This is a genomic window from Natronolimnobius baerhuensis (assembly GCF_002177135.1).
GTDB classification, from domain to species: domain Archaea; phylum Halobacteriota; class Halobacteria; order Halobacteriales; family Natrialbaceae; genus Natronolimnobius; species Natronolimnobius baerhuensis.
Map to the genome: position 1 here is coordinate 492021 of NZ_MWPH01000002.1, position 13779 is coordinate 505799.

General features: G+C 62.8%; 13 protein-coding genes. 7 read left to right on the top strand and 6 right to left on the bottom strand.

The features are described 5' to 3' along the window. Window positions 1-19: 19 nt before the first annotated feature. Window positions 20-1156, top strand: coding sequence for an SDR family oxidoreductase (locus tag B2G88_RS08720; RefSeq protein ID WP_245835335.1), 1137 nt, complete (start codon window positions 20-22; stop codon window positions 1154-1156). Between the two features lie 79 nt (window positions 1157-1235). After that, complete coding sequence (locus B2G88_RS08725) at window positions 1236-1790, top strand: hypothetical protein (RefSeq protein ID WP_087714552.1); 555 nt, start codon at window positions 1236-1238, stop codon at window positions 1788-1790. 79 nt (window positions 1791-1869) lie between these two features. On the opposite strand, the gene B2G88_RS08730 is transcribed toward B2G88_RS08725, so the two are convergent. Next, window positions 1870-3723, bottom strand: coding sequence for an SLC13 family permease (locus B2G88_RS08730; RefSeq protein WP_054863792.1), 1854 nt, complete (start codon window positions 3721-3723; stop codon window positions 1870-1872). Window positions 3724-3896: 173 nt separating this feature from the next. On the opposite strand from B2G88_RS08730, the gene B2G88_RS08735 reads away from it, so the two are divergent. From B2G88_RS08735 to B2G88_RS08745, 3 genes are all read left to right on the top strand, one after another. Further along, entirely contained in the window at window positions 3897-4271 is a 375-nt protein-coding gene (locus B2G88_RS08735) for a tautomerase family protein (protein WP_054863793.1), read from the top strand. Window positions 4272-4384: 113 nt separating this feature from the next. Further along, a complete protein-coding gene (locus B2G88_RS08740) occupies window positions 4385-5581 on the top strand; it encodes an MFS transporter (protein WP_087714553.1) in 1197 nt (398 codons plus the stop codon). A 70-nt stretch (window positions 5582-5651) separates the two neighbouring features. Continuing rightward, window positions 5652-6119: a universal stress protein gene (locus B2G88_RS08745; protein WP_087714554.1), complete on the top strand. Its 468-nt coding sequence runs from the start codon at window positions 5652-5654 to the stop codon at window positions 6117-6119. A 15-nt stretch (window positions 6120-6134) separates the two neighbouring features. Here the strand turns inward: B2G88_RS08745 and B2G88_RS08750 are convergent, their stop codons facing one another. From B2G88_RS08750 to B2G88_RS08765, 4 genes are all read right to left on the bottom strand, one after another. After that, on the bottom strand, window positions 6135-7370 hold the full coding sequence (locus B2G88_RS08750) for an ArsA family ATPase (protein WP_087714555.1): 1236 nt from the start codon (window positions 7368-7370) through the stop codon (window positions 6135-6137). Between the two features lie 69 nt (window positions 7371-7439). Continuing rightward, a complete protein-coding gene (locus B2G88_RS08755; RefSeq protein WP_054863794.1) occupies window positions 7440-8540 on the bottom strand; it encodes a pyridoxal phosphate-dependent aminotransferase in 1101 nt (366 codons plus the stop codon). A 50-nt stretch (window positions 8541-8590) separates the two neighbouring features. Next, complete coding sequence (locus B2G88_RS08760; protein WP_087714556.1) at window positions 8591-9427, bottom strand: sensor domain-containing protein; 837 nt, start codon at window positions 9425-9427, stop codon at window positions 8591-8593. A 110-nt stretch (window positions 9428-9537) separates the two neighbouring features. Then, window positions 9538-11049: a phosphoenolpyruvate carboxykinase (ATP) gene (locus B2G88_RS08765; protein WP_087714557.1), complete on the bottom strand. Its 1512-nt coding sequence runs from the start codon at window positions 11047-11049 to the stop codon at window positions 9538-9540. A gap of 458 nt (window positions 11050-11507) precedes the next feature. Between B2G88_RS08765 and B2G88_RS08770 the strand changes: the two genes are divergently transcribed. Beyond that, window positions 11508-12020, top strand: a complete 513-nt coding sequence (locus B2G88_RS08770; protein ID WP_087714558.1) for a CinA family protein — start codon at window positions 11508-11510, stop codon at window positions 12018-12020. Window positions 12021-12084: 64 nt separating this feature from the next. After that, window positions 12085-12567, top strand: a complete 483-nt coding sequence (locus tag B2G88_RS08775) for a metal-dependent hydrolase (protein ID WP_054863795.1) — start codon at window positions 12085-12087, stop codon at window positions 12565-12567. 54 nt (window positions 12568-12621) lie between these two features. On the opposite strand, the gene B2G88_RS08780 is transcribed toward B2G88_RS08775, so the two are convergent. Next, window positions 12622-13686, bottom strand: a complete 1065-nt coding sequence (locus B2G88_RS08780; protein ID WP_087714559.1) for a DUF7139 domain-containing protein — start codon at window positions 13684-13686, stop codon at window positions 12622-12624. Between the last annotated feature and the right edge of the window lie 93 nt (window positions 13687-13779).

Consider the following 13779-nt stretch of genomic DNA (forward strand, 5'->3'; position numbering starts at 1 on the left):
GACTCACGTACCGGACCGTATGACCACCGCTGAGGACGACGCGGGGACGGACGACACCGGCGACGAGTCGGCGGAGACGGCCGATGACGCCGATTCGGAACCAACCGACGAGACGACACCCGAGAACGACGGTGACGCCGACCTCGAGACGGACGAGCCTGCGACCGGCGAACCAGCAGCTGAACCAGCCGCCGAAAGCGAGCCGACGGCTGGAGCCGACGCGGACGCTGGGACGGCCACTACCGAAACGACCGCGACAGGCACTGACAGCGCCGCAACCGATGCTGGGACGACCACGGAAACGACGGCTGACGCATCCGACGGCCGCTATACGCGCAAAAAGTGCGTCCTGATCACCGGCTGTTCCTCCGGCATCGGCCGCGCGACCGCCCTCGCGTTCTTGCAGGCAAACTGGCAGGTCGTCGCCACCGCGCGCAACACCGACGATATCACGGACCTCGAGGAGGCGGGCTGTACGACACTCGCACTCGACGTGACCGACCCCGAGCAGGTCGCCCGCGCGGTCGAAGAAACCGTCGAGATCGGCGGCGCAATCGACTGTCTCGTCAACAACGCCGGCTACGCCCAGATGGGGCCGCTCGAGGACGTGTCCACGGCGGATCTCCACCGCCAGTTCGACGTGAACGTCTACGGCCCGCACCGGCTCACCCGCGCCGCGTTACCACACATGCGCGCCCAGGGCGAGGGTCGGATCATCAACGTCTCGAGCGTCATTGGGCGCATTTCGATTCCTGGCTCCGGTGCCTACGCCGGCTCGAAACACGCACTCGAGGCGATGAGCGACGCGCTCCGTGCGGAAGCCGAGGAGTTCGGCATCGAGGTCGTCATCGTCGAACCCGGTCCGGTCGAGACGAACTTCACGGATCGTGTCGACGAGGAACTGCCCGAAGACCAGCGCACGCCGGCCTACGAGGCGCTGTACGAACTCTACGACGACATGCAACTGATCGGCGGTGGGGGCCCATTCGCCTCCGAACCCGAAGACGTCGCCCGCGCAATTCTCGAGTCCGCGACGACCTCCGAGCCGCCGGCGCGATATCCCGTCGGCCCGTTCGCCCAGTATGGCGTTTACGCCCGCTATCTGCCGGATTGGCTCCGTGATGCCGGCTACGGGTTGCTCCGGAAGTTGACCTGAACGCGACACTGTCGCGTCCGCCGAGTCGGGATTGGACGGCGGCAGAATCTTTTTCTCGAGTCAGACAGAGACACAATCCATGTCCGCCGACTCGCCCTCCGGCATCGTCTCGCTCGCCGATACCGTTTCCGAGTTGCTGTATGCCGTCTGTGGCTGGCTCCTGATCGCAGTTGGGTTGCTCGCGACCGTCACCGGCATCGCGAACCTCGCCGATGCGGGACTGGTCGCGTCCTCATTGCTTCCGTCACTGTTCGTGTTCGGGTTCGCGTTTTTACTCATCGTATTCGGCGTGTTCGTCAACCCGCGATTCCGTCGCCGCCTCGAGCGTCGTCACGGCCTCGCGCAGTTCGGGCGCGTCCGCAGCGTTGACCAGCGTACCGTCAAACCAGCAGAGAACTGCCGCGAGCAGTGTGTCTCCTGTCAGCGCCGCCTCGAGAAGGGCCTTGTTCGCCGCTATCGCGAGGAGTTCGCCATCGCGGGCGTCCCGCTCTACACGCACTCGGAGGGGTACAATCACTACTGTCTCGAGTGTGCCTCGAGCGAACTGCTGGGTGAGTCGACGACCGATGTGGATGGTTCGGACGACCACCACAGCCGTCGTTCCGAAGACGAACGACTCTTTGACCGGCAGTAAGCGGCGAAAATCGAACTACTCGTTGTGCTGTCGGGTCGACGGTATCGCGACGAGCGCCTCGAGAGTGATCTGACGCGCTCTATGAATCCCAGGCCTCGACGAACTCGGTCGGGAGCGTTCCGATGTCGATTCCCCAGGCGATCGGCAGCCACACGAGCGCAACGGCGGTAATCAGGATGATCCCGATTATGTTGAGTCCAACCCCGACTTTGGCCATCTGCGGGAGCGTAATGTAGCCACTGCCGAAGACAATCGCGTTCGGCGGCGTCGCGACCGGGAGCATGAACGCGAACGAGGCTGCGGTCGCAGCCGCGATCATCAGTCCGAAGGGGTGGACGCCGATTCCGACTGCAACACCGGCGAGAATCGGCATCAACATCGCCGTCGTCGCCGTGTTCGATGTCACTTCGGTCAGGAAGATCGTCATGACAACCACGGATAGAAGGATGAGCACCATGGGGACGCCAGCGAGTGCCTGCAGTTGCTCGCCGATCCACGCCGCGAGACCGGTATCGCCGAAGCCGGCAGCGATGGCGAGTCCGCCACCGAACAGGAGGATAACGCCCCATGGGATGTCGACGGCGTTCTCCCAGTCGAGTAAGAACGTGTGGTCGCCGCTCTCAGTGGTCGTCGGCAGCGTAAAGAGGATCATTGCACCGCCGATAGCGACGACGGTGTCGGCGTCTTCGGGGACGGGGACCCCGAAAATGGGATCCAGTACCAGCGCGATTGCGCCAGGAACAATCGCTGGCGAAGAATCGAACTGGCCAATCAGGCTGGCGCCGATCCAGGTGACGGCCATGCCGATGAAGACGACGAGGACCAGTTTCTCCTGCTTGCCCATCACGCCGAGGTCAGAGAGTTGCCGATCGATCGTATCGGCACCAATCGGCAACTCGTCGAACTGAGGCGACATCGCGAGACGTGTGACGTACAGGTACACCGTCGCGAGACCGACGAGTGAGATCGGGACACCATAGAGCATCCACTGCGCGAAGGAGATCGACTCGCCGAACAACTCGCTGGCCTGGCCCGCAAAGAGGATGTTCGGCGGCGTCCCGATCAGCGTTGCGACGCCGCCGACGGAGGCACCGTAGGCGATACACAGCATCAGCGCCACGCCGAACGAGAAGTTGCCCTGACTGGTGTCGATATCGAGTCCAGTCTCATCGATCAGGTCGGCAGTCTGGTAGATGACCGCCAGCGCGATAGGCACCATCATCATCACGGTTGCGCTGTTCGAGACCCACATCGAGAGAAACGCCGTCGCGATCATGAACCCGAGAATGAGCCTCGAGGGTTCTGTGCCGACGGCTTTGATCGTTCGCAAGGCGATCCGTCGGTGCAGTCCCCATCGCTGCATTGCCATCGCGAGGAAGAAACCGCCCATAAAGAGGAAGATCAGCGGATCGGCGTACGACGGCGTCGTGTCCTCGGCCGGCAGCGCGCCGGTCAGTGGAAATAACGGAATCGGCAGCAACGACGTTGCAGGGATCGGAATTGCCTCGGACATCCACCAAACGGCGACCCAGGCGGTGACCGCGGCGACCGCCTGTCCTTCTGGCGTGAGTCCCTCCGGCGTCGGTGACAGGTAGATCAGTGCAAACAGTAGTGGACCGAGCACGAAGCCGATTTTCTGTCGAAGTCCGTACGAGCCGCCGCCGACGTCGAACGGATTTCCGTCATCGTCGTCCCGGTCGCCGCCGCTGCCAGGGTCCGCGCCCGGTCCGTTTCCATCTCCCGGATTTCGGCCGCCGTCGGCGAACGCCTTCTCCGCAAGTCGTTTTTCCTCGTCGGTCACGCCGTCCATGTCTCGGACAATCGCCGGCCCATCGAGGCGGAGATACGCTTTCGTCTGGGCGTTGAGTCGCCACAGATAGTTCCAGAGCCGTTGAATAAACGGTTGATCTGTTTCCCGAGGGGCATCCACCATTATTCCTCTCATGCCCGACAGAACGTATAAATAGTAGCGATCGTAGCCTTCCGAAAGGAGACGCTACATAGTTCTCGAGCCAGCATAGTCGGTGATAAACATAACATTAGTTCTATCTCTGGCAGTCGTTCGAGAGCGGATGTGTTTACACTCATCGCGGCGTCCCTTGAGGTATGCCACTGCTACAGTTCGACACGACGCTGTCGCTGTCGGCCGAGGAAAAAACAGCACTCGCAGACCGGGTAACCGACTCCTACACGGCTGAGATGGCAACAACGGCGGGCCACGTCGCAGTGACCATCCGCGAGCGCGACCCGGCCGACCTCCATCTCGGGCGTGCGGTCGATGGTCCGCTTGTCTTCCTCGACGCCGAGATTCGACGCGGCCGGTCGGTCAACCGCAAGCGCGCGTTCGCCCTCGAGACGTTCGCGTACCTTGGCGAGACGTTCGACGTGCCCGACGAGAATATGAAGGTCGTGTTCACCGAACATCCCGGCGAGTCGATGATGGGTGTCGACCGCGTCGGCGGTGAGTGGGATAGCGAGTGAGTCGACGGTCCAGACCGACGCGGTGGCTCGCTGCCGGGTGACGAAGCTGTCGTCCCGGAACGTGTCTCCGCCTTCGGGACTGTAAAGCGCCCGCTCGTGGAACCCCGAAGTCGATGGATCGGTCGTATCGGCGGACGGTCTCGCTCGTCACGCTGTGGCAGGTGTCGGCGAGCATTTGTTACTACACCGTCTTTGCGGCGACGCCCTTTTTCCGCGATGAGTTCGGTCTCTCGCGACTGTCGGTTGGCTTCGTCGTGACGGCGTTGACACTGGGTTATGCGGTCTGGTTGCTGCCTGTTGGCGCGCTGATCGACCGCTTTGGGGAGAGGCGTACACTCGTGATCGGCCTGGTCGGACTCTCAGCCGGTGCTGCGATGGTCGCCGGTGCGCCAACCTATGCGCTCTTGCTCGCGGCAGCATTCTTTCTCGGATCGATGTACGCGACGGCGATCCCGGGGACGAACAAGGCGGTCTACGACAACATCGCCGCGGGACGCCAGAACTTCGCGATGGGGATCAAGCAGGTCGGCGTCACCGCCGGCAGCGGCATCAGTTCGCTGCTCGTAACCGGTCTCGCGGGCGTCCTCTTCTGGCAGGCCGGCTTCCTGATCGCTACTGGCGTCGGCCTCGTCGTCGCCGTCATCTTCGCAGTCCTCTACAGCGGCACCAGTGACGGTGGAACCGCGGAGTACCCCGATTTCAGGGCACTCTCGCACAACCGGCCGTACCGGGTGCTCGTCGCCGCAGGGTTTTTTCTCGGCGCAGCGCTGTTTACCACGACCGGATACACCGTCCTCTACGTCGAAGAAGAGATCGGTACCTCGGTCGTCTTCGCGGGTGTCGTCCTCGCGCTCGTCCAACTGTTCGGTAGCTTCGGCCGGATTCTCACGGGGTGGCTGAGCGACATCCTCCCCGGCGAGCCGGACACCCGAATCGGTGCGATTCTGATCGTCCAGGCCGTCGTCGGCGCTGGGATGTTCGTTGTCGTCGCGGCGACCGACAGCCCCTGGAGTGCCGTCGTCGCCTTCTCGGCGCTTGGCTTTTTCGTCCTCGGAAACACCGGCGTCTACTACTCCTACATGGCGACGCTCGTCACTGCCGACGAGATGGGCGGCGCGACCGCCGCCGGCCAACTCGCGCTCGTCGTCGGCTCAGTTGTCGCTCCGCCCGCCTTTGGCTACCTCGCAGACACCGTCGGCTACCGAAGTTCGTGGTGGCTACTCGCCGTCGGCACCCTCGTCGCTGCCGCGCTCTTGGTTTATGCGATCCGCCTCGAGCCGCCCGTAGATGAGCCGGCAATGCAGGAGTAAGCGGCCATGTCACCCCGTTATCCGTAGAATACAGAGAATTGCTTTATGCGCCGGACCCCAATTGAGGCGTATGTACCGCATCTTACTGCCGGTCGATCGAAGCGAGTCACGAGCGCGCACACAGGCCGACGCAGTCCTCGAGATGCCGGCCGCTCCGGGCGACCTCGCTGTTGATGTCGTGCACGTCCACGACGAGGTATCGACGCCGGACGCGGAGTGGGCCGCCGGCGGCAGCTTCGCCGAAACCTACGCCGAAGAAATGGCCGACCACGTCCGCAACGCCGACCGAATTCCATCGGCGGTCGAAGTCGCAGTTGAGCGCCTCGAGTCGAGCGACCTCGAGTACGCGGTTCACGAACGAAGCGGGGGGCCGGCCGAGGCAATTCTCGAACTCGCGGACGAACTCGACGCGGACGCCATCGTTCTCGGCGTCGGCAGTCGCTCTCCAGTCGGGAAGGTGTTGTTCGGCAGCGTCGTACAAGCAGTGATTCTCGATAGTGACCGTCCGGTGATGACCGTCCCTGTAGACGTCGACTAATCCGGTTCAGTCGAGTTATCGGAGACAGGCCGCGACGACTTCGAGCATCTCCTCCCCACGAACCTCGTCGGCAAACAGCGGCACGCGCCGCACGTCAGTTCCGCGGAACAGGTCCTGTGCCTCCGTGAGCGCGGACTGCTGGACGTCCCACCGGCGCTGGCAGAACTCGCAGTCGTCTAAGTTCGGCTCGAGGAACTGCTCGGTTCCCTGCACGTCGCCGGTGACGTCCGATAGCGGCTCCATGACGCGATTGACGACGACCGTTCCGACCGGAATACCGAACTCGTCGAGCTGTGCCCGCAGGCGCTTTGACTCGAAGACGCTCATCTCCTCAGGCACCATGACGATCCGAAAGTCCGTCTGGGTCGGATCGCGAAGTGCCGCTCGCAAGCGTTCGATGCGTTCCTGTAGTTCATCGAGATCCTCGAGGTCGTCCGGCTCCGGCGGCTCCTGACCGCCGAACATGCCCTTCATGCCCTCGAACATGCCGCTGAGGCGCTTGCGGAATTTGATGATCTTCCCCATCATCGAATCCATCAGTTCCGGCAACTCGAGCAGCCGAAGGGTGTGGCCCGTCGGCGCGGTATCGACGACGACGCGCTCGAAGCGAGGATCATCGAGATACTCGAGGAGGAGTTGCATTGCGGCGGCTTCGTCCGCGCCGGGCATCGAGCCGCCGAAGATGGCGTCCATCGGAGAGTCGCCGCCGAGCATTTCGCCGAGACCGCCGAGGTCGCCCATCGGTCCCTCAGTGGCTCCGTCAGCGCCCATTCCGAATCCGCCCGCAGCGTCGGCGTCAGGTCCCGCATTCGGACCGTCGCCAGCAGCCGATCCGCCGAGGAACGCCTGTCCACGCTCCATCGCGGCTTCGGGGTCGATCTCGGCCGCATAGAGTGGGATGTCGTCACGGATTCGGCCGGGTTCGGCCGGAATCGCTGTCTCGAACGTATCCGACAGCGAGTGGGCAGGGTCCGTTGAGACGACGAGCGTACTCGTCCCCGCACGGGCGCTATCCAGTGCCGTCGCGGCCGCCATCGTTGTCTTGCCGACGCCACCTTTCCCACCGTAGAGGACGTAGTCGGGGCTGTCGATTGGCTCGTCGGAGGGCTCGACGTCGATGGTCTCACGGCCGGTATCCGGCTCCGAAACGGAGTCCGTCGGCGTGACCTCGATTGTGTTATCGCCGTCGCCTGTCGCCCGTTCGTGCTCCTGCTCGTCTTCTTCGACCGGTTCGACGTCGATTCCGCTCATGTCTCGCAGTTCCCCGGGCGGACACGAGTATTCGTCGGTCTGTTTCGGGTCGTCAATCAGACCCAGCTGTCAGCCGAAGTACTCTGCCAACCGATCAGCGGCCTCGGCGACTCGAGGCGTAACCAGCGCAAATCGTAACCACTCGGTTCGCGAGTCACCGAAGGCTTCGCCGGGCATCCCCGCGACGCCTGCCTCGTCGATCAGCCGAAACACGTTCTCGAGCGTACCCGGATAGCCCTCGAAGCGCGCCATGACGTAGAACGCGCCATCCGGTCGGGTGTACTCCGCGCCTGTATCCTCGAGGGCGTCAGTAAAGGTGTCGACGCGCTCGCCCAGGAGTTCGCGGTTCGCCTCGTAGTAGGCGGGATCGGTCTCTTGGAGCGCCTGCAAGACGGCGTACTGGGCGGGCCGGCTGCCGGCGACGTTGACCAGCATGTGCCGACTCTTGGCGGCCTCGACCAGTTCGGGCGGGAAGACGGCGTAGCCGACGCGAAAACCAGTAATCGAGAGCGATTTCGAGAACGCGTTCGTCACGATGCGATTGTCGGAGTCGACTGCGAGTGCACTCGCAAACTTCCCTGAGAGATCATAGTGGTCGTACACCTCGTCGCTGACGAGGACCGCGTCGTATTTTTCGGCGATGGCGACGAGTTCGCGCATCGTTTCCTCGGGGTACACCGCGCCCGTCGGGTTGTTCGGCGTGTTGACGACGATTGCGCCCGTCTGTTCGCTCGCGGCCTCGCGGACGGCGTCCGGGTCGATCTGGCCCGCATCGTCCGTCGGGACGAACCGCTGTGTCCCACCGAGCATCGTCGTCTTGCCCGGATAGTAAGGATAGACCGGGTCCGTCAGGATGACCTCGTCGCCGCGGCCGCGTTCGAGCGCGCGGGCCATCGCGAGGTAGTTCGCCTCGCCCGCGCCGTTGGTGACGACGACCTGGTCTACGTCGACGCCGCGGCGGGCAGCGATTTCCTCGCGTAACTCACGGAGCCCCGCGCTCGGCGGATACTGAAATGCCGCGGACTCGAGGTCGGCGTACTCGCGTAATCCCTCGCGAAGCGCCTCCGGCGGCTCCCAGTCGGGATTCCCGCTGACCATGTCGATCACGTCCCGATCCGCTTGCGAGGCGTACTGCATGACCCGGAAGAAAAGCGGCGTCTCGTACTCCATACGGGATGTATGGTCGCCCCCGACCGTGGGTTTTACTCTCGAGACTCGACTCAGCGTGAGCTGTCGCTGCCGGTGTCGTCTCTCGAGCGCTCGCTCTCGCCGCCGACGCCTCTCTCAGTATCGTCGTTGTCGGTGCTCGCAGGTGGGCCACTCGAGTCAGTCGCAGACTCGTCGGGAGCGGGCGGCACAGCTGGGGCCGGTTTGTCACTGGAGTCGGCGCGGGCAGGTTCGGTGGGGCCATCGAGCAAGGCAACGGCGACTCGTCCGGCGATTGCGGCGAGGGCGTTTGCCAGATGGAAACAGACGAGCAGCAAGACGACACCGAGGACGACGGCGAGTGCGAGTTCTGGAGCGGTATCGATGACCCACGTAATCGGCTGGTCGTTGACCGTCAGGAACTCCGTCTCGGTGGGGTAGTGCACCGGTGACTGCACCAGCGACAGGGCCGTCGCGAACAGGAACAGGCCGATAAACGACACGAACCCCAGGCCGGTTTTGAGGAACAAAAAACCAAGTCCGCGCCAGGTCGACCCCGCGACAAGATAGCGCCGAAGACTCGAGACGAATCCATCACCATCGCCCCGTTGAACGTCCTCGGGTGCCTCGAGATCGACGGTGAGCAAGGCGTTCGCGAGCGCGCGCTCGAACGCTGCAAGGAGTCGGCTACTGAGAATCGTCCCCAGGACAATCGGAATCCCGACAACGAGAAGTATGAGAAACGTCCCGAAGACGAGCCCGAACATGAAGACTGCCGAGTACGCAAACGCAAGCGGGATCGCCAGAAACAGGTACACCAGATTTGCGTACGTCTGTTTAGCAGTGACGACGCCGAGTAGCGAACTGCCGCGCCAGCGACTGTCTCGAGTCGCGTGTTCTGACGATCCCATTGTAGCTGACAGTTCACAAGCCGGTATGAAAGCGGTTGGGTTCAGTTTGGGAGCGAGAAACAGCCGAGAAAATCGAGCAAACTGGGTCGGCTCGAGGCCGCTGTCCGTCCTCAGTACGTCGCGTCGATGATCGTCTCGTCCAGATCCTCGAACTGGGAGAGATACTCGAGTCGGTCGGCACGGAGTTCGGCGGCGGCATCCTCGTAGTCCTCAACGTGATCGGGGACGTAGAACTCCTCGATGTCGATGCCCGGAACAGCCTCGGGAATCGTCAGGCCAGTCTGGTCGTCGTCGGACCACTCAACCGTGCCGCGGGCGAGTTCGGTCAGGATCGTCACCGATTCGGTGACGCCGATATCGGCCGACTTGTCGCCGAGATAGCCCGTGTTGATGATGTAACAGTCGACGTCGAGTTCGGCGATCAGATCGCGGAACAGGTTGCCTTCCTCGCCCTCGGAGCCGATGATGAACGGGTTCGTCCCGACGACGCGGATCGATTCGCCGGCCCGGGATGGGTCGCCTGCGCTGGTCTCGATGGACTCGCCAAGCATGAACGCGACGGCGGCTTCGTCTTCGTCGAGTTTCGCGACCGGCGGCATGAGCGGATTCCGGGTGATAAAGAAGACCTGATCCATCCGCTCCAAGTCGATGTCGTCGTCTGCGCTCTCGAGTTCGTCGCGGCGGACGACCGCGCGTGAGTTCGAGGTGTAGCGATCCGCATCGAAGTCGACGGTACCGTCGTCGTCGACGGCGACATTCTCGAGGACGGCGGATTCGGCGGTTGCAGCGTCGTAGAGTTCCGGCTGTTCGTCTTCATCGAGGCCGATGGTCTTGATGAACAGTCCCTCGCCTTCGCTGCCGGCGACGGAGCCGTCCGGCAGGAGGCCACAGACGTCATCCTGGAGCATGACGGCCTCTTCCTCGCCCTCGAGCCAGCAGCCGTGAGAGGTTAGTGTCGACTTGCCGGTCGCGGACAGACCCATGAAGACCTGACCGACAGTCTCGAGGTCGCCGTCGTCGTTGCGGACGCGGACGCGCTTGCTGCCGGCGTGGAGTCCGAGTCCGTCGCGCTGTTTCACGCGGAACATGAACAGTCGCAGGAACGACTTTTTCGCCTCACCGAGATAGTCGCTCCCGAGTGCGGCGGTAAAGCCTTCTTCGGGAAGGACGCGAATCGCGGTTTGGTCGTAGTCGGGGTCGTGAACAGTGACGAGGTCGGGTTCGGACTGGTCAGTCGACTCGAAGAGGGTGGCCCATGCAAGTGCGATACGGGCGTGCTCGACCGGCACAAAGAGACGGCAGCAAAACGAGGCGTCGGGGTGACGCCCCATCTGGCGGTCGATACAGATCATTTCGCGTTCGGCCGCGCGCTCGACAGCATCGGTGAGGAGCGCGTAGTCGTCCGTGCCGAACTCGTGGTCAACCGCATTTTTCGTCTTATCGGAACTGCGCGAGCGAAACTCGCTGACGTAGGACGGCGATCCAAACTCCGTCGTCGTCTCCGCATGTGCCGCGAGGTCGCGAAGTTCCTCGAGCGACGGATTGTAACGGACGTTCGACGCGGTGTTCGGATCTGGAAGGTCCCGTCTGACCGGCGGGCGCTTCGTCCCGGTTTCGGACATGTGATAGGAGAGTTACCATCGTCACAGATAAAGATTGAGGTTCCGAATCTCTGCGTGAAAGGCTCTCTCGTGCCCCATGACACTGACTTACACATTGTACGTAATCGAGTTTATAGAGAACACCAACCAGTCTCTGGACAATTACTACGACTGTACGTAACGTCGCCAGTAACGGTCTGATTTAGTGGTCAAAACGGGCCGTTTCCGCGCTTGCTGCGAAACCTGCCCTTCTGCGCCCAGAGAGTCTCCCGTCGGATAGAACGCAGTGTCCCCGCTCGAGTCCGGGACTCATCGCCACTGACTACGTATTGCCTCGTGTGTACTCATAGAGAACTAGTAGATAGAAACAGTGGATAGTCAACCAGTCCTGGGACAGTCACAAGCACGTGTCGCGACATACTCGTTTCCTAACGCTCTCGTCCCGCCCATTAACAACGAGTCGCTTCGTAGGACCGTCTATGGACCCCATCGACCGCGAGCGCTCGCGGGCCGTCGCCGACGCACTGGCTGAAACCGATGAGACAGTGGCCGTCGCCGAGTCCTGTACGGGCGGACTCATCGGCGCGACACTGACAGCAATTCCGGGCTCGAGCGACTACTTCGAGTCCGGAGCGACGACCTACGCCTACGGGGCCAAGCGTCGCGAACTCGGCGTTAGCCGCGAATCGCTCGACGAACACGGCGCGGTCTCGGAGCCTGTTGCCCTTGAGATGGCTCGCGGCGTTCGGGATACCTGTGACGTGACCTGGGGTGTTTCGACGACCGGTGTTGCTGGTCCCTCCGGCGGCTCCGAGGAAACGCCCGTTGGCACGGTCTACATCGGCGTCGCCTACGCCGGTCCCTGGGGCACCGACTCGTCGTTCGCGACTGCCTCGCGCTACGAGTTCGACGGCGACCGAGCCGCGGTCCGCGCCAAAACCGTCGCACAGGCGCTCGACGACCTGCTCGCAGCACTCGAGGACCGACCATAGCCGTCACCCTCGGTGACAGTCTCGAGAGAAAGCTATTCAGCGCTCGACTCTCGAGTACCGCCTAATGAATAAGAAGGGCCACGTGCTCAACGCCGTGTTGTTGAGTATCGGATTGGGCTATTTGCTCGAGCCGGCGGGGAATTTGGAGACGTTCGAGACAATCATCGCAATCGGCGTCCCGATCACACTCGGGGCGATGGTTCCCGATATCGACACCGCGTTCGGTAAGCATCGCAAGACGTTGCACAACCTGCCGCTGCTCGTCGGGTTCGCGGTCTTTCCCGCTTTCTTCGGGAATCTCGAGTGGGTCTGGCTCGGCGTGTTGACTCACTACGTTCTCGACATTGCGGGAAGCAAACGTGGCATCGCGCTCTTCTATCCACTCTGGAGAAAGGAGTTCGGGCTACCGGTTGGTGTCGCCGTCAGCAGCAAGCGCGCAGACCTCATGATGGTTATCGTCACCGTCGCAGAACTGGCGATTGCCGCCATTATTCTGTATCAGGGACCGGAGTGGCTCGAGGCGGGCCAGCAGTTCATCGGTCTCTGAGCGCACAGCGGTGACGAAGATCGGCACACGAAACAAAGCGTTCTCGAGAAGACCTCAGCGGTTGTTCGGCTCCCACTCCTCGCAGGCGTCCATATCGTTCATCGCCGTCTCGTGGCGGCCACAGTACGGCACCATGCCCGAGGAGGACGACCGAACGTACTCAAAGTGCTGGCAGTTCCCGCAGTATCGGTCGCTCGGTACGTCCGAACCTGATTCTGTCCGATCAGCGGCGTCACTCGAGGCGGACCCCATAATTTCGGCATCGGTGCCGCCAGTTGCTGCCGACGCGCCGCCTGCGGCTGCTGACTCAGTGCGTGTAGCGGGCTCTGCAGAGTGCGTGCCGGCTGTGGCGGCTGCGGGCTCGTCGGTATCGAGCGGCGAAGAAATGTCCGAGACCTCCGTCCCACCATCACTGGTTGCTGCGCCAGCGGTTGGGCGGCCCGAGTTGCTCGAGTGCGTCGTCTCGCTCCCATCGAACGAGAGCGTCGTCCCGTCGCCCTCAGCGTTCGTCTGGGTCTCGACTTCGCCATCAGGCGTCCCACCGAAAAAGCCAATTCCGCCGAACCCACTCGAGGGGGCTTCTGACTCCTCAACCTCGACGATGGTCTGATTGCGCCGTGTGACGTTCATCTCGAGCATCCCGCCGGGGTCGTTGCGCGTCTTGAAGTTGACGACGGCGCTAAACAGACACCAGATGGCAGTTACGAGTCCGAGAAGGTAGACTGCAGAGACCTCGAGTGTGAGTTGGTCGCTACCGTAGCGCCAGTTTTCGGGGTAGGCATACCAGAAGAGGACGACGCCAAGCAGGCACAGGCTGGCGCTGATCGCAGCAGCGGCGCGGACGCGACGGCTCGCGGGCAGGACGATAAAGAGACCGACGAGTGTCGCGGGAACGCCGATGCCGGCGAGGACGCCAGCGACGCGAACGACTGCAAAGTGGTCGCTCATCCCCCAGTCGGCAACGCTTACGACGAACCCGGCGAACAGATTGGTCGTCGCCACGAGGACGGCAACGACGGCAAGAATCGCGCCACAGAGTACCAGCCCCATCCCTGCGTAGAGCCGCTGGAGGCTCACACCCCGGGCATTCCCGTCGTAGACCTCCGTCAGGCTTGTCATGGACAGCCTTTCTCTCTCCCTCCACAAAACCCTACGTCAGACACATCTCGAGAATCCGAGAGTATCACCCGCCAAAGCGAAACCTTGAATCGC